Raw genomic sequence first — 18,757 nt, forward strand, 5'->3', positions numbered from 1 at the left:
ATGAGCACGATGGATACCGCCGTTGCTTCGTCGATACGCCGCGACGAAACGGTGCCAATCGCGCTGCTGCTGGCCTTCGCGGGCGGCTATCTCGACGCCTATACGTGGATCATCCACGGCGTGATGGCCAATGCCCAGACGGCAAATCTCGTGCTGCTGTGGGTCTATGGCTCGATCGGCGACTGGACGAAAGCGCTCCACTTCGTCCCACCGATCCTTGCGTTCGCGGTTGGTATCGTCGTCGCGTCATGGCTGCGCCGGGTAACCGGAAAGCGCGCTAGCGCGATCAGCACGCTGATCGAAATCCTCCTGCTGGTCGCTATCGCCGTCCTACACAATCGCTTGCCGGATCTTGCGGGAACGCTTGGCATTTCATTCGTCGCCGCCGTGCAGAGCGCCGTCTTCACGAGGGTGGAGGGCGTGGTCTACAGCTCCGTCATGATCACGGGTAACATGCGGCAGGCAATTGAAGGCCTGTTCACTGCGGCCGCTGGCGATGGGGCGCTCCGTCCCCCCGGCATTTTTGCCACCCTATGTGTCTCCTTTGGTCTCGGGGCGGCTGTGGGCGCCTTCGCGACCAAGCAAATCCCGAATCTGGCGCTCGGTCTCCCCGTGATCGCACTGCTGGTCGTGCTGTTGCTCTGCGAAGCCTCAAGCGAGGAGGGCAGGCTCTGATGTCTTCCGGGTGGAAATGGCACTGGATCTTCCTGTTTCCGCCCGCAACCTGGCTGGCGCAGTATCACCGCGCCTGGCTGCGTTCGGACGCCATCGCCGGCATCACGCTTGCGGCTTACGCCATTCCGGTGTCGCTGGCCTATGCCACGCTGGCGGGCCTACCGCCCCAAATCGGCATCTACGGCTACATGCTCGGAGGCATCGGCTACGCGTTGCTCGGGTCGTCGCGCCAGCTTGCAATTGGTCCGACTTCCGCGATCTCACTGATGATTGCGGCCACTGTCGGAGCACTTGCCGGCGGAGACGCGGCGAAATACGCCGAGATCGCGAGCCTGGCCGCATGCGCAGTGGCGCTGCTTTGTCTGATTGCCTGGTTGTTCAAGCTCAGCGTTCTCGTCCGCCTGGTGAGCGACAGTATCCTGGTCGGCTTCAAGGCCGGCGCGGGACTTACCATCGTGATGAGCCAGTTGCCGAGCCTGTTCGGCGTCCCCGGAGGCGGTCACAATTTCTTCGACCGCGCCATCAAGCTCGCCGGCCAGCTCGGCGGCATCAATTGGCTGGTTCTGGCGATCGGAGCCATTGCGCTCTTGTTCCTGCTGGTGGGAGAACGGCGGCTGCCGGGAAGGCCGGTCGGGCTCACGATCATGGCGTTGTCGATCATGCTGGCGACACTGCTTGGTTTTCCGTCGCTTGGCGTGCCGGTGACCGGCAAAATTCCGGAGGGATTGCCGGCGTTTGGATTACCCAGCTTTGGTCTATTGGAGCCGGACGAACTGTTCCCGCTGGCTGCGGGATGCGTGCTGCTGGCCTATATCGAAGGCGTCTCCGCCGCCCGCAGCTTTGCTGCCAAGCACGGCTATACCCTCGATGTCCGGCAGGAGTTCTTGGGGCTCGGCGCGGCGAACCTCGTCACCGCGTTCGGCCACGGCTATCCCGTGGCCGGCGGGTTGTCGCAATCTGCCGTCAACGACAATGCCGGAGCGCGCACGCCGCTGGCCCTGGTGATCTGCTCGGCGACGCTCGCGCTATGCCTGCTGTTCTTCACGGGGCTCTTGACGAATCTGCCCAAGGCAGTACTTGCCGCAATCGTTTTTGCGGCCGTCTACAGGCTGGTGGACATCCGAGCGCTGGTGCGGATGTGGCAAGTCAGCCGCATCGACTTCTATGCTGCGGCAATCGCGTTGGTGTCGGTGCTGCTCCTGGGGATATTACAAGGCGTCCTGCTCGCGGCTGTCGCATCGATCGTGCTGCTGCTGGCGCGGGCCTCGCGTCCGAATGTCGCATTCCTCGGCCGGCTGCCCGGCACCGGCCGTTATTCCGACAATGCGAGGCATGAAGGCGTCGAGCCCCTGGTCGGCATCATCGCGTTTCGACCCGAAGCCTCGCTGCTCTACATCAATGCTGAAACGATCCTGGAAACAGTGTTAGGCACCTTGCCGCTATCGGTCGGCGTCAAGCTGGTTGTCTGCGATCTGTCGGCATCGCCCTACATCGATCTGGCCGGCGCGCGCATGTTGCATGATCTCTATGACGAACTCGCCTCCCGAAATATCACCTTCCGCATCGTTGGCGCGCACGCGCAATTGCGCGATCTTCTGCGGGCTGAAGGACTGGCGGAAAAGACTGACAGCGGGGCGTGGCTTCGTTCGGTCGGCAGCGTACTCGGGGAAAGCATGGCCGGACAATCATCTGATCCCAATCCATAGGATCCGCCCGACTTATTGGCGGTCGTCTCTGATGCGATCTCACCATCGTCCTCGATCCGTCACGCGGCAGCGCCTTGGACGATGTCGCACCGCAAATTACTCCAGGTCTCTTCAAGAGGCGCGACCCTTGACTTGGATCAATGGACCGAGGTGCGCGGGCATCACGATCTCCGGCGGAGACGTCGCAAAAAGATCCGGAGAGAGACATGCCCAAGGACGCCAAGGCTGCAGAAAAGCGCATCGATCAGTTCATTTCCGGGCCCGGCGGACGGGCGGATGATTGGCGCGATCTGGTGGAGGCAGCGAAGGCATGGGCGCGCGGCGGTGACCGCACGAAGTACGATGCGGCGCTGGCGGATCTCTCCGTGATAGAGGAGTTTCACGGCTATCCGGGGCTGCAGTTGATGGCGGCTTTGCGGGAAGCGGCCTCGGCCGGGGATGCGGCGGGTTCACTTGCTCTCGCGACGCGCATCACGCAGGCGTTGATGACGAGATCTTTCCGCCAGCTTGCCGGCGACTGGAATGCCAAGGACGACGGCAACGGTGATGCGCCCGAGCTTGTGCCGTCAACTTTCGGATCGCATGAGGGCCATCGACCCTATTTCGAGACACTGATCGTCACCGGCCTTTCGTCCAACCATTGGCCGGCGCTCGCCGCCGAATGGCGCAAGTTGCGCCGTCCGGTCGATTCTTTCGTCTATGAGCCGGTGATCGTCGGTAGTCTTGAAGACGCCTTCTGCGCGACGATGCTCAACCCCAATATCGCCGCCGTCGTCATCAACGAAGGGTTCGGCCTGCGCTCGCGCCACGATGCGCCGATACTCCGCACCATGACCGCCGCCGCGGGCATCAATGACGAGGCGGACGCGTCCGCGCTCCGGCTGGCGCACGTCATCAAGCGGGTACGTCCCGAGCTCGACATCTACCTGATGTCGAATCGCGACGTGGAGGCAATGGCGGGGAACCCCGAAGCCAATGTGGTTCGGCGGATATTTTACTCCATCGAAGAGCTCCTCGAGCTGCATCTCTCCATCCTCGAAGGGATCCAGGATCGCTTCGACACACCGTTCTTCGACAATCTCAAGAAATACGCGCAACGCCCGATCGGGACGTTTCATGCGCTACCGATCGCTCGCGGCAAATCTGTCTTCAGGTCGGACTGGATCCGCGATATGGGCGAATTCTACGGGCTGAACCTGTTCCTGGCCGAGAGCAGCGCGACCACCGGCGGTCTCGACAGTTTGCTGGAGCCGACGGGCACCATCAAGAGAGCGCAAGATAAGGCGGCACGCGCGCTCGGCGCCGATCGCGTGTTCTTCGTGACCAACGGCACCTCGACATCCAACAAGATGGCGGTGCAGGCGCTGCTCGGGCCAGGCGACATCGCGATCGTGGATCGTAACTGCCACAAGTCGCACCATTACGGCATGGTTCTGGCCGGTGCTCAGCCCATCTACGTCGAAGCGTTCCCGATGACCGAATATTCGATGTATGGCGCGGTGCCGCTGAAGACCATCAAGCAGGCCCTGCTGAATGCCAGAGCCGACGGCCGCCTGGACCGCGTCAAGATGCTTGACCTGACCAACTGCACCTTCGACGGCCACATCTACAACACCCGCCGGGTGATGGAGGAATGTCTCGCGATCAAGCCGGATTTGATCTTCCTGTGGGACGAAGCCTGGTTCGGCTTCGCGCGCTTCTCTCCGTTCCTGCGGCGACGGACCGCGATGGGCGCCGCCAACGAGATCGAGACCTGGATGCATGATCCGAAATCGGTCGCGGCTTACGAGAAGCAGCAGGCCGACCTCGGCAAGACCCCCTCGGACGAGGTGCTGCTCAAGACTCGTCTGATCCCGGATCCGCGTCAGATCCGCCTGCGCGTCTACCAGACCAACTCGACCCACAAGTCGATGTCGGCGATCCGGCAGGGCTCGATGCTGTCGGTCAAGGACGTCGAATTCCACACCGTCGAGCAGCAGTTCAAGGAGGCGGTGTTCACGCACGCGTCGACCAGCCCGAACCAGCAGCTCATCGCCAGCCTCGATGTCTCGCGGCGCCAGATGGAGCTTGAGGGCTACGGTCTCGTCGCCAACGCGATCGAAATTGCGTTCGCGATCCGCAAAGCGGTCAACAGCAATCCGCTGATCTCGAAATACTTCCGGATTCTCGGTGCGGACGCGATGGTGCCGGCGCAATATCGCCAGAGCGGCTTCACCGACTATCTCGCAACAGGCATGAACTGGGCGAGCGTCCTGAAGAGCCTGGACGACGACGAGTTCTGCCTCGACCCGACCCGGATGACGTTGGTCTGCGGCACCGCCGGCTACGACGGTACGCAGTTCAAGGGCATCCTGGCCAACGACTACAACATCCAGATCAACAAGACATCGCGCAATTCTGTGTTGTTCCAGTCCAACATCAACAATACCCGCAGCGACGTCGCGCATCTGGTGAGGGTGCTGGCCGAGATCGCGGGAGAGGTCGACCGCGGGTTGGTTCAGGGCGGCGCCAATGCGAAGAAGACCTTCGAGGCGCGCGTCAAGAGCCTGATGACCGATGTGCCCGACTTGCCGAACTTCTCGCAGTTCCACGACAGTTTCCGTGGCGATGCCGGCACCAGGACCAACGAGGGCGACATTCGTAGCGGCTTCTACTCGGCCTATGACGCAGCGGGATGCGAATATATCCGGCTCGGCGATTCCGAGATCGACCGTCGTCTCAAGGCCGGTCCCGACCTCGTCTCCGCCAGTTTCGTGATCCCGTATCCGCCGGGCTTCCCGATCATGGTGCCGGGGCAGGTCATCACCCAGGAAACCATCGACTTCATGCGCAAGCTCGATGTGAAGGAAATCCACGGCTACGACGCCAAGGAAGGGCTGAAGCTCGTACGTGCCGAAGCCCTGGCGAAGATTGGGCGGCCCAAGCCCGGCGCCGCGCCGAAGCTGAAGGCGGCATCGTAATAAAGGGGACGGATATGCAGAGCTTTTTCACGTTCTTGCAGCAGAACCCGTTTCTGTTGCTGTTCTTCGTCGTTGGGCTCGCCGTCTGGATCGGCCGGGCCAGCATCAAGGGTTACGGCCTCGGCATGGTCGCCGGCGCCATCGTGGTGGGCGCAGCCCTTTCGGTTTGGGCGTCGGTCTACGGCGTGAAGCTTGAGCTGAACGCGTTCGCCAAGAGCCTGTTCTACTATTTGTTCATGTATGGCGTCGGCTTACGTGTGGGACCGTCCTTCATCAACAGCCTGAAGGGCGATGGTCTCAAGTTCTGCATCCTGGCGCTGGTGTCGAGCGTTCTCGGTCTTGCGCTTGTCGTTATGCTTTCGAAGCTCTTTGCGCTGCCGATCGGCGCTGCCGGCGGCATGCTGGCGGGATCGCAGACCATGTCGGCCGCGATTGGCTCGGCTGAGCAGGCGATCACCTCGGGCGTCGTGAAGCTTCCCGAAGGCATGAAGCCCGAAGACGCGTCGGGCATGATCGCGCTGTCCTACGGCATCACTTATATCTGGGGCACCGTTGGCATCATCCTAATCTGCAAATATCTGCCGCGCTGGTGGGGCGTCGACGCCAAGGCCGCAGCCAAGCAGTACGAGCAGGAGTTTGGCGTCAAGGACCTCGAGGGTGGTGGCCTGACCGGTTACCGGCAGTTCGGCCTGCGTGCCTACCGGCTCGATAATCCGGCCCAGGTCGGCATGAGCATTGCCAAATTCCGCACGATGAATCCCGAATACCGCATCGTCAATGTGGCGCGCCGAGGAGAACCGCTGGGTGCCGACCCCGAACTCGTTCTGCAAAAGGGCGACGTCGTCGCGCTCGGCGGCTCGACCGAGCATCTCACCGACAAGATGGGCCTGCTCGGTCCGGAGGTTGCCGACGCCAAGGCACTCGGTATTCCCATGGATCAGGCAGACATCCTCGTCACCAACAAGGAGATGGCCGGACGGACCTTTGAATCCTTCCGCGATACGGCCATCGCCGGCCAGCTGCAGGTCACCAAGGTGGAACGTGGCGGCGTGCAGATTCCGGCCGGTCTCAAGACCGAGTTGCAGCGGATGGACATCGTCTCGGTGGTCGGCATCAAGTCGGCTGTCAACGAGCTCGGCGACATGTGGGGACGCATTGCGCGGACCAACACCTCGACCGATCTGTTGACGCTCGCCTCAGGCATGATCATCGGCTTCCTGATCGGCATGATCGAATTTCCGGCCTTCGGCGCCAAGATCGGCCTCGGCAATGCCGGCGGTCTGTTGCTGTCCGGCGTGATCGTCTCATCGCTGGTCTCGCGACTGCGCTTCTTCGGCAATACGCCGAACGCGGCGCGCAACGTGCTGGAGGATCTCGGCCTCGTGGTCTTCGTCGCCATCGTCGGCATCAATGCCGGCGCCGGGTTGTTGGCGCAGCTCACGGGTGCGGTCGCGTTGAAGATCTTCGTCGCCGGCTTCATTGCCTGCACGATTCCGCCGTTCATCGTCTGGGCGATCGGCTTCCACGTCTTCAAGATCAACCCGGCCGTGTTGATGGGCGGCGTTGCCGGTGCGCGATCTCACTCCGGGCCGTGCCGTGAGGCCGCGGTGGAAATCCAGAGCTCCGTGCCCTGGATTGGGTTCCCGGTCGGGTACGCGGTGTCCGGCATTCTGCTCACCGTGTTCGGCTACTTCGCAATGATCCTGGCTCAATAGCTCGGCGTCACAACCAGAGGAAATAAGACTCATGAGAAAAGTCGCTATCTATGCCGCCCTGGTCGCTTCGCTGGCAGGCGTCGCCGGCTTCAGCACGCCGTCGCGGGCAGAGACCGGCCAGGTCGCCGTTGTCTTCACCAAGGGCGGTTTCATCGTTGGCGTCGGTGGCGGCGAGGGCGTTCTGCTGTATCGCGGCCACAAATATCCCTTCACCGTCTCGGGTATGAGCGTCGGCTTCACGATCGGCGCTTCGACCACCAAGCTGGTCGGTCGCGCCCTCAACCTGAGGGGGCCGGAGTCGATCGAAGGCTCCTACGCTGTCGGCGGTGCGGGCGGTGCTATCGCTGCCGGCGCAGGTGCCGTTCAGCTCCAAAACGGCAACGGCGTGATTCTGCAGCTTAGCGGACCGAAGGTCGGTGCGGAGCTGTCGGCCGCTGTGGGGGGCGTGACGATAGCTTTGAAGCGGTAGAGCGGCACTCGCGCCGCTCTAGCTGAATGACGGCTGCTTCTCTCATGCACGTAAGTCAGGGAAGCGGCGGCAAATCAGCGCCAGGTTCGGATGCCAGCCGCGTTTCGCGAGGCATCGTCGAAAAGCGGATCACGGTACCCATATCGAGGGAGGACATGCCATGCTTCGTTATCTTCTGGCTCTTGTTGCGGCCGTCGTTCTTCTCACGGCAATGCTCATTCCCGATGATGCCTATGCCCGCCGCGGAGGTGGCGGTGGTGGCTATCGCGGAGGTGGAGGGGGCATGCGCGCCGGAGGTTTTCATGGCGGTGGCTATCGTGGCGGCGCCGTTCACGCGGGGCGGATCCATGGCGGAGGCGGACGCCATTACGCAGGAGGTCCGCGGCCAAGCCATCCCATCGCCGGTCGTCCGGGTCGCCCCGGTTACCCCGTTGCGGGCCGTCCCGGCCGTCCCGTCGCCGGTTATCCCGGAGGCTATCCGCGATATGGCTATCGAGGCGCGGCTTACGGCGCTGCTGCCGTCGGTGCGGCCGCCGCGGGCGCCTACGGATACTACAACAACAACAACGGTTGTTATCAGGACACGTACGGCAACTGGGTCTGTCCCAACCAGTACCCGTATTGAAAGAATGCGCTGCTGACGGACCCAGCGGACCGTCAGCAGCGCGGTCAAGGATCAGACCGCACCGGCAGTGCGTTCGATCACCTCGTCAATAACGTTCGGCGACGAAGTTCATCCCGCGCAGGACCGCTTGGTCATTGTAGCGTCCTTTGTCGGAGCGCTTCGGCAGCTTCACCTTGTCCTTCTTGATCCGCTTGTGCGGGATAGCCTCCAGGATGTGCGCGATACAGTTCAGCCGCGCCCGCCGCTTGTCATCGGAACGAATGATGTACCAAGGCGCGTCCTTCGTGTTCGTTTTCTTGAGCATCAGGTCGCGCGCGCGCGAATAATCATACCAGCGCTTGAAGGATTCGAGGTCCATCGGGCTCAGCTTCCATTGCCGCACCGGATCGTCGATGCGGGCGTTGAAGCGGCGCTCCTGCTCCTCCATCCCGACCTCGAGCCAGATCTTGATCAGGATGATGCCGCCGTCGATGGCGTACTTTTCCATCTGCGGGCAGAGCGACAGGAAACGATCGTGCTCGGCGGGCGAGCAGAATCCCATGACATATTCGACGCCGGCGCGATTGTACCAGCTGCGGTCGAAGATCACGATCTCGCCCCCGGCCGGAAACTGCTTCATGTAGCGCTGGAAGAAAAGCTGGGTCTTTTCGCGATCCGATGGCGCAGGCAGCGCCACCACGCGAAACACGCGCGGGCTGACCTTTTCTGTGATCGCCTTGATCGTGCCGCCCTTGCCGGCCGCGTCGCGGCCTTCGAACAGGACGATGACTCGAAGCTTGTTTTCCCTCACATAATCCTGGAGATGGCAAAGCTCGATCTGGAGCTTTTCGAGCTCCTTCTCGTAGTCCTTGCGCTTCATCCGCTCTGAGGCTTCGTCCTTTGCCATGCCGCTCCGCCTTCTCTTAACTCGGCCGAAACGTGATCAGTCGCCCCAGGAAATGATGACGCCGATGTCGCCGGGCACGCCGCCAGGAAAATCGATGACCTGATAGCCGATGCGATAGCCGCGAGGCTTGAGGTATTCGGTCCAGAGTTCGAAGATCTCTTTTGGAATTCCGGTCAGCGTTTTCTCCCAGCCCGCCTCCATCTGGTTGATTGCGCGGCCCTTGTCGGTGCACAGGGTGTTCGGGAAGCGATAGACCTGCACTTCGGTCAGGCCGTTGCGAACCGCGCGCTGGATGATGGTCGAGGCGAGCTTGATTTTCTCCTCCTCGGATTTGCCGGACGGTTTGCTCAGCCGTTCGATCAGAGCGCGTTTCTCGGCTTCGGCCGCGGCGGCGAGGCGAACATATTCCTCGGCCTTTCTGGCTTCCTCGAGCGCAGCTTCCTTGCGAATTTGCAGTGCGTTGGGAATGAGCTCATCGATGCCGGGCATGATTGGGGCGTTCCTGGCTTGCTGTGGGGTCGGCGTCAGGGCTAAGCTAGGTTTCGCGCCGTTCGGACCTTTGATTCATATCAAGCAATTTTCCCACCTGCGCGGCCACGGTAACGAGCCGGCGCGCAGACCGCCCTGATCCCTTCCGTGGAGGCGACCATTGAGCGAGCAACTTCATCCGATGGCCCCGCATCATCTGCCGTTCTACCTCGCGCCGGGAAGCGGCACGGACGTGCTGATGGTGGTGATGGGGATCTTCCTGATCGGCACCGTACTCTGGGTTGGCACGCTTTATTGGAAGCTGCACAGCCTGCCCGAACGAATGGCGCACAAGTCGCAGAAGCTGCAGTTCGAGATCGTGGCCGTGCTGGGCATCATCTCGCTCTTTACGCACATGCACATTTTCTGGGTGGCCGGCCTTCTGCTCGCGATGATCGACTTGCCAGATTTCGGCACGCCGCTGCGGAGTATCGCAGGCTCGGTTGAGAGGATCGCTGACGCCGCGCCCGGCGAGGGTCGCGAGCCAGAACTCCCCAGCTTGCCGCCGGTTGAAAAGCCGATCGTCAAGGGAAAGGAACACAGCCATGTTTGAGCTCATGTTCTGCTCCATCCTGACCATCCTGCCGGACTACCTCTACCGACGTTATGCCCAAGGCAAACGGTTCGGCAAGGAAATCACCTTCTTTTCCATCTGGTACGAATTGCGATGGGGTATCACCGGCTGCTTGATGCTGACGATTTCGCTGATCACGATGATCTTCTACTTTCACCCGTCAACGACCTCGGCCGCGCTCTATTTTCGGACAGTCCCGATCCTGCCTGAAGGCTCCGGCCGCGTCGCGGAAGTCAATGTCGGCTACAGCGAGGCAGTGAAGAAGGGCGACGTGCTGTTCAGGTTGGACAGTTCGAAGCAGAAGGCCGCCTTGGAGACGGCCACCCGCAAGATCGCCGAGGTCGACGCCGCGATGACAAGCGCCGAAAACGACGTGGTCAAGGCCGAAGCGCAGATCCAGGAAGCCAAGGCCAGCCTTCAGCAGGCCAAGGACGAGCTGGACGTCAAGACGGAGCTGCAGCGCCGCAATCCCGGTATCGTCCCGCAACGCGATATCGAGAAATTACAGGTCGTGGTCAACCAGCGGCAGGCTGGTGTGGACTCGGCCACCGCGTCCAAGACGTCGGCGATGTTGCGGCTTTCAACGCTGTTGCCGGCTGAAAAAGCCAGCGGCCAGGCGGCGTTGGCTGAAGCGCAGGTCGATCTCGACAAGACCTTCGTTCGCGCCGGCGTCGACGGTCGGGTCGAGCAGTTCCTCGTTCGGACGGGCGATCTCGTTGCCCAGATCATGCGCCCCGCCGGCGTGTTGATACCGGCGGATGCCGGCAGGGGTAGGCTGCAGGCCGGGTTTGGACAGATTGAAGCGGGGGTGGTGAAGGTAGGGATGGTCGCAGAAGCGACCTGCATCTCCAAGCCATGGGTGATCATTCCGCTCCTTGTCACCGATGTGCAGGATTACATCGCCGCCGGCCAGGTGCAGGCTGGCCAGGAATTGATTGAAGCTCAGAATGCACGTAAGCCGGGTTCGATACTCGCCTTCCTGGAGCCGCTGTACAAGGGCGGCCTCGACGGCGTGACGCCGGGCAGCAGTTGCATCGTCAATGCCTACACCAGCAATCACGAGGAGATCTCGGCCAAGGAGACCGGTACAGGCCGGGCAATTGCCTTGCACGTCGTCGATGGTGTCGGCCTCGTGCACGCCATGCTCTTGCGAATTCAGGCGCTGCTGCTGCCGATCAAGACGCTGGTGCTCAGCGGGCACTGACCGGCATCGCTTTGGCTTGAATCGCATTTCGGTTCAGCGATGCGCCTCAGTTGAGCCGGTCTGGCGTCATGAGCCAGTCCGACCAGTCAGCGCATATTCACTGTGAGCGCCACATGGTCCCCGCAAAAATGCCGATCTGGCTTCGTTCCTTCATTGTCGCCAGCGCTGTCGTGCTCGTGCTTGGAGCTGGTCTGTTCGGCTACCGGTGGTATTCTCGCCCCACGACGCTGACCATCGCCGTCGGATCGCTGGACGGTGAGGCCGCGCGTCTGGTCTCGGCACTGGCGAGCCGGCTTGCCGTGGTGAACGCCCCGGTCCGGCTCAGACTGGTGGAAACGACCAACGCGGTTGATGCTGCCGAGCAGTTTGCGGCGGAAAAGGTCGAGCTTGCTGTCGTCCGGGGCGACGTCGGCGACCTATCGCAGGCGCAGGCTATCGTGGTTCTCGCCCACGCCGTTGTCCTGCTGGTTGCGCCGCCGGGCTCCTCCATTACCGAAATCGCTGGTCTGAAGCGCACCAGCGTCGGCGTGATCGGCGGCGAGATGAATCGCAAGCTCATCGACGTTCTGAGCGACGAATACGGTCTGGGACGTGCCAATGTGACGTTCCGCAATCTCCAGCCGGCCGATGCGCGGCGTGCACTCGATGCCAAGGAGGTGCGGGCGATCCTGGTCGTCGTTCCTCTTGCCGAAAAATATCTTGCTCTGTTACGCGGCCTCTTTCTGCAGACGCCCAAGACCGCGCCGGTTCTGCTTCCGATCGATGCGGCCGGTGCCATCGCGGAGAAGCAGCGCGCCTATGAAAGCTTCGATGTCCCGAAGGGCACGCTGCGCGGTTCGCCACCTATCCCGAGCGAGGATCTGACCACGTTGCGGGTCTCTTTCTACGTGGTCGCGCGAAAGCAGCTCAGCGCTGAGGTGGCCGGCAGCCTCGCCGACGCCCTGATGAAGGCACGCAGGGATCTGCTGGGGGAATTGCCGATACTCTCTCAAATGACCGCGCCGAGCACGGATTCGGACGCCTTCCTTCCGGTTCATCCTGGCGCCGCAGCATTCTACAACGGAACGCAGCAGAGCTTTCTGGACGAATGGGGAAACATCATCTTTCTCGCGCCCATGATTTTGGGCGGCCTCATCTCGGTGCTGGCCGCGGCCTGGAAATTCCTTCAGGTGCGTGATCCCTCTAAGGATGAACGGGGCCTGGACTCGCTGTATGCGCTGGGCGCGCGGATACGCAGGACGGAGGCGGAGGCCGAACTGTCCGATATCGAGGTCGAGATCGACCGGGTGCTCCAGGGCCAGCGCGCCAAGGCCGCTGCAGGAGACGAGAATGCGCTCGATGTCACGACATTGAATGTCGCTGCGCATCGTCTTCAGAGCCTGATTCACGACCGTCGGATCCTGCTGTCCGCGCACGGACATGAGCAAGCGCTCGGTCAGCCAGTTGACCGCACCTGACGGTGGTCACTCCAGACCAAGTCCAATCACGGCCGACCCCAAGCTCAGCGACCTTGATCTTGATCAAACCCTCCGGCCGCCAACCCCGTTTCCTTCAGCAATCGCGTCATGCGAAGGGTGCGGGACATCAGGGGGATAGCGGACGGGCAATGAAGCGCCGTGAGTTCATGGCCTTGATCGGGACTGCAGTTGCTTGTCCGGTTTTCGCGCGCGCTCAGGATGGGGCACCGCGGCCGATGCCGTCGGTCGGCGTGCTGACTGGCAATTTGGTGGGCGATGGCGGCGCACAGATGCGCGTCAATGCCTTTCAGCAGGGTCTCGCCGACCTCGGCTGGATCGCCAATCAGAACTACCGACTCGATGTGCGCTGGCCGGGCTCCAATCCGACATGGCAGCAACGTGAAGCTCGCGAACTTGTTGCCACCGGACCCGACGTGCTGTTTGCGACCAGCACGGCGACGACACGGGCGCTGCGGGCTGCAACGCAGATCATTCCGATCATCTTTGTCGGGCTCTCGGATCCGGTCGGGACAGGCCTCGTCGTCGATCTGGCAAGGCCGACCAGCAATCTTACCGGCTTCTCGCTTTACGAGCATGCTATGAGCGGGAAATGGCTGAGCTTGTTAAAGGACTTGGTACCCAGCATGAGCAGTGCGATGCTTCTGTACAATCCCGAGACCGCACCATACGCGCCGCTTTATCTTCAGGCCGCACACCAGGTGGAAAATCGCCTGCGCATGACGGTTACCGGCGTCGCCGTCCGCAGCGGCGCCGAGATCGCGGGGGTCATCGAGACGGCGGCGCGGAATGGCAGCGGGCTCGTCGTGCTGCCGGATGGCGGTTTCTTCAGTGCTCAGAGCGCCATGGCGATCCCGTTGCTGGCCCAGCGGCGCGTGCCGGCGATCTTCGCCGTCCGCTTCTATGCTGTGAATGGCGGGCTGATGTCTTATGGCGCCGACCTGACGCAGCAGTTTCGCGATGGCGCTGGCTATGTGGCTCGCATCCTTCGCGGCGCCGATGTCCGCAGTCTTCCGGTGCAATTCGCCACGAGGTTCGATCTCGTCATCAACATGAGAGCCGTTCACGCCCTCGGACTGGCAATCCCGGAGCGATTGCTCATGGAGGCTGAGCTGATCGACTAGCTTGCTCGGGCGTGGCGGGGGATGAGGCAGCGTTTCGTTGATCTCGATCAACAAACGCCAGCTCTCGGGTTTGATGATCGTCGGACATGTGTATGGAGGATCTGATGTTTTGCTGCGGCAGGACCTTGATGGCGCTTGCGCTCGTGATCGCGATTCCGCTGGCGGCGGCGGCGCAGACCGCAGATAAGGCGCCGGCCTCCAGCCCACAGCAGGCAAATCCCCCCGGGCAAGCCGCAGAGCTTCTGAAACCGGAGCAGCTCGAAGCCCTGGTCGCACCGATTGCGCTCTATCCGGACGAACTGCTTGCTAACGTGCTGGCCGCGTCCACCTATCCTCTGGAAGTCGTTCAGGCCGATCGCTGGCTGAAAGAGCGCAAGGCTCTGAAGGGTGATGCCCTGAAGACGGAAGTCGAGAAGCAGCCGTGGGATGACAGCATCAAGGCACTAGCTTCGACCGCCGAGGTCCTGACCATGATGAGCGACAAGCTCGACTGGACCAAGGCGCTGGGCGACGCCGTGCTGGCACAGCAGCCGGATGTGATGGATGCGGTCCAGCGGCTGCGGACCAAGGCTTATGACAACAAAAAGCTGGTGACCACCAAGCAGCAGAAGGTGAGCGTCAAGACCGAGGAAAGCAGGCAGGTGGTCGTGATCGAGCCGGCGGTTCCCGATACGATGTACGTGCCGTACTACGAGCCTGCGACGGTCTACGGCGCGTGGCCCTACAACGAGTATCCACCATATTACTTCGGCTACCCATCCTACATCGGCGCAGGCGTCGTCGCGGCGGGTCTCGCCTTCGGCACGGCTTGGGCCATCGGTCGCTGGGGCAATTATTGGGGCGGCGGCTGCAACTGGGGCAACCGCAACGTCTATATCAATCACCGGACCACGAACATCGGAAATGGCTGGCAGCACAATCCCTCGCATCGCCAAGGGGTACGCTACAACAACGCCAACGTTCAGCAGCGCTTCGGCAATAGCAATCTGAAGGCCGGCGCCGCCGACCGGATGGATTTCCGCGGCCGCGACGGACAGCAGAAGCCGGGACAGGATCGGCCTGGTGGCGCAGATCGCGCCGGTGACCGTGCGGGAGATCGCGCTGGCGACCGAGGTGGCGACCGTCAAGGCGCCGGGGATCGCGCCAAGGCGGGAGGCGATCGCGCCAAAGTTGGCGGCGATCGCGCGGGCAAGGCGGGTGGTGCCAAAAACGCGGGCGCCAAGAACGCCGGGACCAAGGGGGGCGGCGGTGCCAAGGCCGCGAACCGAGCTGGCGGCAGCCCACGCGGCGGGAGTGCGCTGAACGTATCGTCTGGCCGCTCGGCGGCCGCAGCATCGGCCCGCGGTCACGCCAGCATGGCGAGCATGGGACCGCGTGGCGGCGGTGGCGGCGCGAGCTTCGCCGGTCGTGGTGGCGGCGGTGGCGGATTCCAGGGCGGTGGTGGCGGCGGCCGGGGCGGTGGCGGCGGCGGGCGCCGCTCCGACATCGTGCTCAAGCACGATGTCGTTTTGCTCGGCTATCTCGCCAACGGGCTTGGTTACTACCGCTTCAGCTATATTGGCAGCGACAAGGCCTATGTCGGGGTCATTGCGCAGGAAGTCGAAGAGGTGAAGCCAGAAGCCGTTACCCGCGGAGCCGATGGTTATCTCCGGGTCTATTACGAGAAGCTCGGTCTAAAATTCCGTACGTATCGGGATTGGCTCGCCGGCGGCGCAACGATTCCTGCGGAGGTGATGCCATGATGAGCTTTAAGTCGCTTCATCGCGTCGCGCTGCCGGGCATCATGGCGCTGGCGCTCATGAGTTCGCCATCCCGGGCGCAGCAATCTTACCCGACACCGGAGGATGCAGCGGCGGCGCTCGCTGCCGCCGTCAAAAGCGGGCCCGACCGGGCCATCCTGAAAGTCCTCGGCAGCGCTGCCGAGGACATCGTCTCGTCCGGCGACGAAGTCGCCGATGCCGATATCCGGCAACGCTTCACCTCGATGTATGAGGCCAAGCATTCGATCAAGGCGGAGGGCAACAAGAAGGCGACGCTGGTGCTGGGCCCGGACGACTTCCCATTCCCGATCCCGCTCGTCAACACCAGGACCGGCTGGGAATTCGATACCGCCGAAGGCCGCATTGAGGTGCTGTATCGCCGCATCGGCCGCAATGAACTCGACGCGATCCAGACCAGTCTCGCCTTTGTCGATGCCGAGAACGAATACGCCGACAAGGATCGCGGTGAGGGTATTGGCGTGTACGCGCAGCGCATCGTCAGCAGTGCCGGCAAGAAGGATGGACTGTTCTGGCGCGACGACAACGACCAGAGCCCGCTCGGTGCATTGGCGGCGCAGGCTTCGGCCGAAGGCTACAAGCCCGAGGAGGGTGCGGCGCCTTATCACGGCTATTATTTCCGGATCCTGAAGGGGCAGGGGTCGAACGTGCCAGGTGGCGCGCTCAACTATGTGGCCAAGGGCAAGATGATCGGAGGTTTCGCGCTCATCGCCTGGCCTGCCGAGTACGGCAATTCCGGCGTCATGACCTTCCTGGTCAACCATGGGGGCGTTGTCTACCAGAAGGATCTCGGGCCTCGAACCAAAGTCCTCGCCTCCCGTATCACCGCATTCGACCCGGACCAGACCTGGAAGAAGGTCGATGGTGCAAAACCCTGAGCGACTGACGGAGATACTGCGTCTGGCACCCTCGTATCGATCGCCAACCTCAGCACGATCATGATCTCTATGAAGTGAGCGAAATGCGGAACGGTCGTGACGGTCCCGTACCGTCATGGCGCCGAAGCGGGAGCGGAAACTGGAATTTCCAGCTCGAAAATGGAGCCCTTGACGTCCGATTTGATCAGCCTCAGCTTTCCTCCACACCTTGCGGCCAAATTGCAGGAGATAGCCAGCCCCAATCCCATACCGCCTTGTTTCGTCGTGAAGAACGGATCGAAGATGCGCTCTTGATCACGTGGCGAAATGCCGGCGCCCGAGTCTTCAATGGACAAATGGACCGTTGTGCCTCCATCAAGACGGGTTTTCATACGCAGCTCTCGTTGATCGGCGGGGACAGAGCTCATTGCGTCAATCGCGTTCTTGCAGAGGTTCAGGAGAATCTGCTGGAGCTCAGTGCCGTCCAGGACGACTGGAGGAATGTTGCCCTGAAACTCCGTCGTTACTGATACGCCGTTGGCCAGGAGATCGTGCCTCAGCAGCCTGCGCGCCAACTCGGCGACATCCTCGACGTTTGCCGAAGCGCCGCCGTGCGCCGTTTTGATCGTCATCTCGCGAATGCTCGATATGATGTCTGCGGCCCGGCTGCCATCGGCTTCGATGTCACAGAGGATGTTCTCGAGTTCCTCCAGTTCAGGCGAGGTCGCTCGGAGGTGACTGAGCCCTGTCGCAGCATTGAGCGAGATGGCCCCTAACGGCGATCTCAGCTCATGGGCGATCGCACCAGTGACCGCGTCGATGCTGAGAAGCCGGTTCGCTCGTTCGCGTCGCTGCAGGGCGATGACGCTGGCGAGGCGCGAATAGATAAACATCGTTTCGATGAGCAATATGGTCAGCAACATGCAGCTGCCGACCAGAACGAAACCGCGTGCTGCGTACCAACCCACGGTGAATCGAACCGAGCTGCCGATGATCGCCACCAGGAAATTGGGCAGGTAGGCGAGCAAAGTCACCATCAACCAAAGGTCAAGAATGGTGCGCATGCGCGCAAACAGGACGGTGAGAGCAGTCACATTCCAAAGCAAAAGTATCAGGTTGACCTGATTACCGAGAGGCGTCTGATGCCTGACGTCATTCACGTAGAAGCTCGGGAGAAACTCGGCTTTCCCGGTCACCATCCACGTCAGTCCCGCCACCGTGGCGGCGATGCAGCCGAATGCTAACACGATCGCGGCTATCGCAGGTCTGCCTGGTCTGCCGGCGGTGGAACGATCCTTTGTGAATCCGTACACTAGGATCGCTGCGGGAAAAGCCGTGTGCCAAAACACGTAAAGCCAAGCGGGGCTGTTCAGTCCGTCCCCAATGAGACCCGCGGGAGCGTATCCGTTCGGAAAGGCGAGCGTTTGCAAGAATGCGAACGATCCGCTGAAAACGTATCCGCTTGCGAGTGCAAGAAGTGCCCGCTGAGGCTGGATCGAAAATTGAGCAAACAGCAGGGCTGCCGTGATGAATTCGGCCAGGGCCAACGCGGTCTGCAAGACTGGAACGAAACCATTGATCTGGCCCAATTGGATCCGGGCGAACGGCGCGATGACCGCTGCAAGGACGATGAGCGAGACGGCGACACCCACGGCCCAGGCCTTTTGGCGGGGGGTTGCGGGGATGTTCGCGATGACCAATGGGAATTCTTGCTCATCATCGTAAGCGGGCTCGGCGGCTGCGTTGGCCAATCGCTCGCTAGCTAGCGCAATGCCCGGCCCTGATGCTGTCGCACCGCCGCCAAGTCCCATGAACTTGCGCTGGCTCATGCCGCCTCCGGAGCACCGCGAGACACATCCTACTCGTCTAAACGCCCTCAGTGAAGCGCCTGATTGAGAGGTGGATATAGACTGGGGGCTCCCGCCAATGGTGCGGATGGTGTGCTCCCGATGGACACGCTCCGCGTACGTCGCCAAGAGTGACTCGGATTCCATGCCATGGGGCCCTCCAGTATGAGGCTGCGCATTAAACTAAAGCCGCGGGACTCGTCGAGCGAAACACCCGCCAGCGCCGTCAACCCCTCTTTGCAAAAATATTCCACTTTACCGAAATTCGGTTTTGACGTATGTGTCGCTCATCCCGGCTCATCCTTGAGGGGCGATCTTGTGGTCGTCACGTTCG

General features: G+C 62.0%; 15 protein-coding genes. 12 read left to right on the forward strand and 3 right to left on the reverse strand.

Going from position 1 to position 18,757, the window contains the following annotated elements; translation table 11 throughout:
* The 6 genes from ABIB90_RS37295 to ABIB90_RS37320 all read left to right on the forward strand — a co-directional run bounded on the left by ABIB90_RS37295 (position 1) and on the right by ABIB90_RS37320 (position 8,150).
* The gene (locus tag ABIB90_RS37295; protein ID WP_354171358.1) at positions 1-675 is read left to right on the forward strand and encodes a YoaK family protein; all 675 of its coding nucleotides are present in this window, start codon (positions 1-3) and stop codon (positions 673-675) included.
* Complete coding sequence (locus ABIB90_RS37300; protein ID WP_354171355.1) at positions 675-2,381, forward strand: SulP family inorganic anion transporter; 1,707 nt, start codon at positions 675-677, stop codon at positions 2,379-2,381. Before ABIB90_RS37295 ends, ABIB90_RS37300 begins: the two co-directional genes overlap by 1 nt.
* 206 nt (positions 2,382-2,587) lie before the next feature.
* On the forward strand, positions 2,588-5,341 hold the full coding sequence (locus tag ABIB90_RS37305) for a decarboxylase (protein WP_354171353.1): 2,754 nt from the start codon (positions 2,588-2,590) through the stop codon (positions 5,339-5,341).
* A gap of 14 nt (positions 5,342-5,355) precedes the next feature.
* A complete protein-coding gene (locus ABIB90_RS37310; RefSeq protein ID WP_354171351.1) occupies positions 5,356-7,056 on the forward strand; it encodes an aspartate:alanine exchanger family transporter in 1,701 nt (566 codons plus the stop codon).
* Between the two features lie 31 nt (positions 7,057-7,087).
* Positions 7,088-7,525, forward strand: a complete 438-nt coding sequence (locus ABIB90_RS37315; RefSeq protein WP_007592965.1) for a hypothetical protein — start codon at positions 7,088-7,090, stop codon at positions 7,523-7,525.
* Positions 7,526-7,685: 160 nt separating this feature from the next.
* On the forward strand, positions 7,686-8,150 hold the full coding sequence (locus tag ABIB90_RS37320; RefSeq protein WP_007592964.1) for a hypothetical protein: 465 nt from the start codon (positions 7,686-7,688) through the stop codon (positions 8,148-8,150).
* Between the two features lie 85 nt (positions 8,151-8,235).
* On the opposite strand, the gene ppk2 is transcribed toward ABIB90_RS37320, so the two are convergent.
* Both ppk2 and ABIB90_RS37330 read right to left on the reverse strand, forming a co-directional pair.
* On the reverse strand, positions 8,236-9,036 hold the full coding sequence (gene ppk2 / locus ABIB90_RS37325) for a polyphosphate kinase 2 (protein WP_007592959.1): 801 nt from the start codon (positions 9,034-9,036) through the stop codon (positions 8,236-8,238).
* A 36-nt stretch (positions 9,037-9,072) separates the two neighbouring features.
* Complete coding sequence (locus ABIB90_RS37330) at positions 9,073-9,525, reverse strand: hypothetical protein (RefSeq protein WP_219684383.1); 453 nt, start codon at positions 9,523-9,525, stop codon at positions 9,073-9,075.
* Between the two features lie 181 nt (positions 9,526-9,706).
* Here ABIB90_RS37330 and ABIB90_RS37335 point away from each other — a divergent pair, with 181 nt between their 5' ends.
* The 6 genes from ABIB90_RS37335 to ABIB90_RS37360 all read left to right on the forward strand — a co-directional run bounded on the left by ABIB90_RS37335 (position 9,707) and on the right by ABIB90_RS37360 (position 16,597).
* Entirely contained in the window at positions 9,707-10,117 is a 411-nt protein-coding gene (locus ABIB90_RS37335) for a hypothetical protein (protein WP_007592955.1), read from the forward strand.
* Positions 10,110-11,342, forward strand: coding sequence for an HlyD family secretion protein (locus ABIB90_RS37340; RefSeq protein WP_007592953.1), 1,233 nt, complete (start codon positions 10,110-10,112; stop codon positions 11,340-11,342). Before ABIB90_RS37335 ends, ABIB90_RS37340 begins: the two co-directional genes overlap by 8 nt.
* Before the next feature lie 113 nt (positions 11,343-11,455).
* On the forward strand, positions 11,456-12,799 hold the full coding sequence (locus tag ABIB90_RS37345; protein WP_354171347.1) for a TAXI family TRAP transporter solute-binding subunit: 1,344 nt from the start codon (positions 11,456-11,458) through the stop codon (positions 12,797-12,799).
* A 149-nt stretch (positions 12,800-12,948) separates the two neighbouring features.
* Positions 12,949-13,941 (forward strand): ABC transporter substrate-binding protein, encoded by a 993-nt coding sequence (locus tag ABIB90_RS37350; RefSeq protein WP_354171345.1) that lies wholly within the window; start codon positions 12,949-12,951, stop codon positions 13,939-13,941.
* Positions 13,942-14,045: 104 nt separating this feature from the next.
* Positions 14,046-15,683, forward strand: coding sequence for a DUF3300 domain-containing protein (locus ABIB90_RS37355; RefSeq protein WP_354171416.1), 1,638 nt, complete (start codon positions 14,046-14,048; stop codon positions 15,681-15,683).
* Positions 15,680-16,597 (forward strand): DUF2950 domain-containing protein, encoded by a 918-nt coding sequence (locus tag ABIB90_RS37360; RefSeq protein ID WP_354171343.1) that lies wholly within the window; start codon positions 15,680-15,682, stop codon positions 16,595-16,597. Before ABIB90_RS37355 ends, ABIB90_RS37360 begins: the two co-directional genes overlap by 4 nt.
* Positions 16,598-16,710: 113 nt before the next feature.
* Here ABIB90_RS37360 and ABIB90_RS37365 read toward each other — a convergent pair whose 3' ends face one another.
* Entirely contained in the window at positions 16,711-18,405 is a 1,695-nt protein-coding gene (locus ABIB90_RS37365) for a sensor histidine kinase (RefSeq protein ID WP_354171341.1), read from the reverse strand.
* Positions 18,406-18,757 lie beyond the last annotated feature (352 nt).

The sequence above is a fragment of the Bradyrhizobium sp. JR4.1 genome, from assembly GCF_040548605.1.
GTDB lineage: Bacteria > Pseudomonadota > Alphaproteobacteria > Rhizobiales > Xanthobacteraceae > Bradyrhizobium > Bradyrhizobium canariense.

Coding starts and splice junctions, on each gene's coding strand:
- ABIB90_RS37300 (WP_354171355.1), top strand. CDS start 675: ATGTCTTCCGGGTGGAAATGGCACTGGATCTTCCTGTTTCCGCCCGCA.
- ABIB90_RS37310 (WP_354171351.1), top strand. CDS start 5,356: ATGCAGAGCTTTTTCACGTTCTTGCAGCAGAACCCGTTTCTGTTGCTG.
- ABIB90_RS37305 (WP_354171353.1), top strand. CDS start 2,588: ATGCCCAAGGACGCCAAGGCTGCAGAAAAGCGCATCGATCAGTTCATT.
- ABIB90_RS37340 (WP_007592953.1), top strand. CDS start 10,110: ATGTTTGAGCTCATGTTCTGCTCCATCCTGACCATCCTGCCGGACTAC.
- ABIB90_RS37345 (WP_354171347.1), top strand. CDS start 11,456: ATGGTCCCCGCAAAAATGCCGATCTGGCTTCGTTCCTTCATTGTCGCC.
- ABIB90_RS37315 (WP_007592965.1), top strand. CDS start 7,088: ATGAGAAAAGTCGCTATCTATGCCGCCCTGGTCGCTTCGCTGGCAGGC.
- ABIB90_RS37335 (WP_007592955.1), top strand. CDS start 9,707: ATGGCCCCGCATCATCTGCCGTTCTACCTCGCGCCGGGAAGCGGCACG.
- ABIB90_RS37355 (WP_354171416.1), top strand. CDS start 14,046: ATGTTTTGCTGCGGCAGGACCTTGATGGCGCTTGCGCTCGTGATCGCG.
- ABIB90_RS37350 (WP_354171345.1), top strand. CDS start 12,949: ATGAAGCGCCGTGAGTTCATGGCCTTGATCGGGACTGCAGTTGCTTGT.
- ABIB90_RS37365 (WP_354171341.1), bottom strand. CDS start 18,405: ATGAGCCAGCGCAAGTTCATGGGACTTGGCGGCGGTGCGACAGCATCA.
- ABIB90_RS37360 (WP_354171343.1), top strand. CDS start 15,680: ATGATGAGCTTTAAGTCGCTTCATCGCGTCGCGCTGCCGGGCATCATG.
- ABIB90_RS37295 (WP_354171358.1), top strand. CDS start 1: ATGAGCACGATGGATACCGCCGTTGCTTCGTCGATACGCCGCGACGAA.
- ABIB90_RS37330 (WP_219684383.1), bottom strand. CDS start 9,525: ATGCCCGGCATCGATGAGCTCATTCCCAACGCACTGCAAATTCGCAAG.
- ABIB90_RS37320 (WP_007592964.1), top strand. CDS start 7,686: ATGCTTCGTTATCTTCTGGCTCTTGTTGCGGCCGTCGTTCTTCTCACG.
- ppk2 (WP_007592959.1), bottom strand. CDS start 9,036: ATGGCAAAGGACGAAGCCTCAGAGCGGATGAAGCGCAAGGACTACGAG.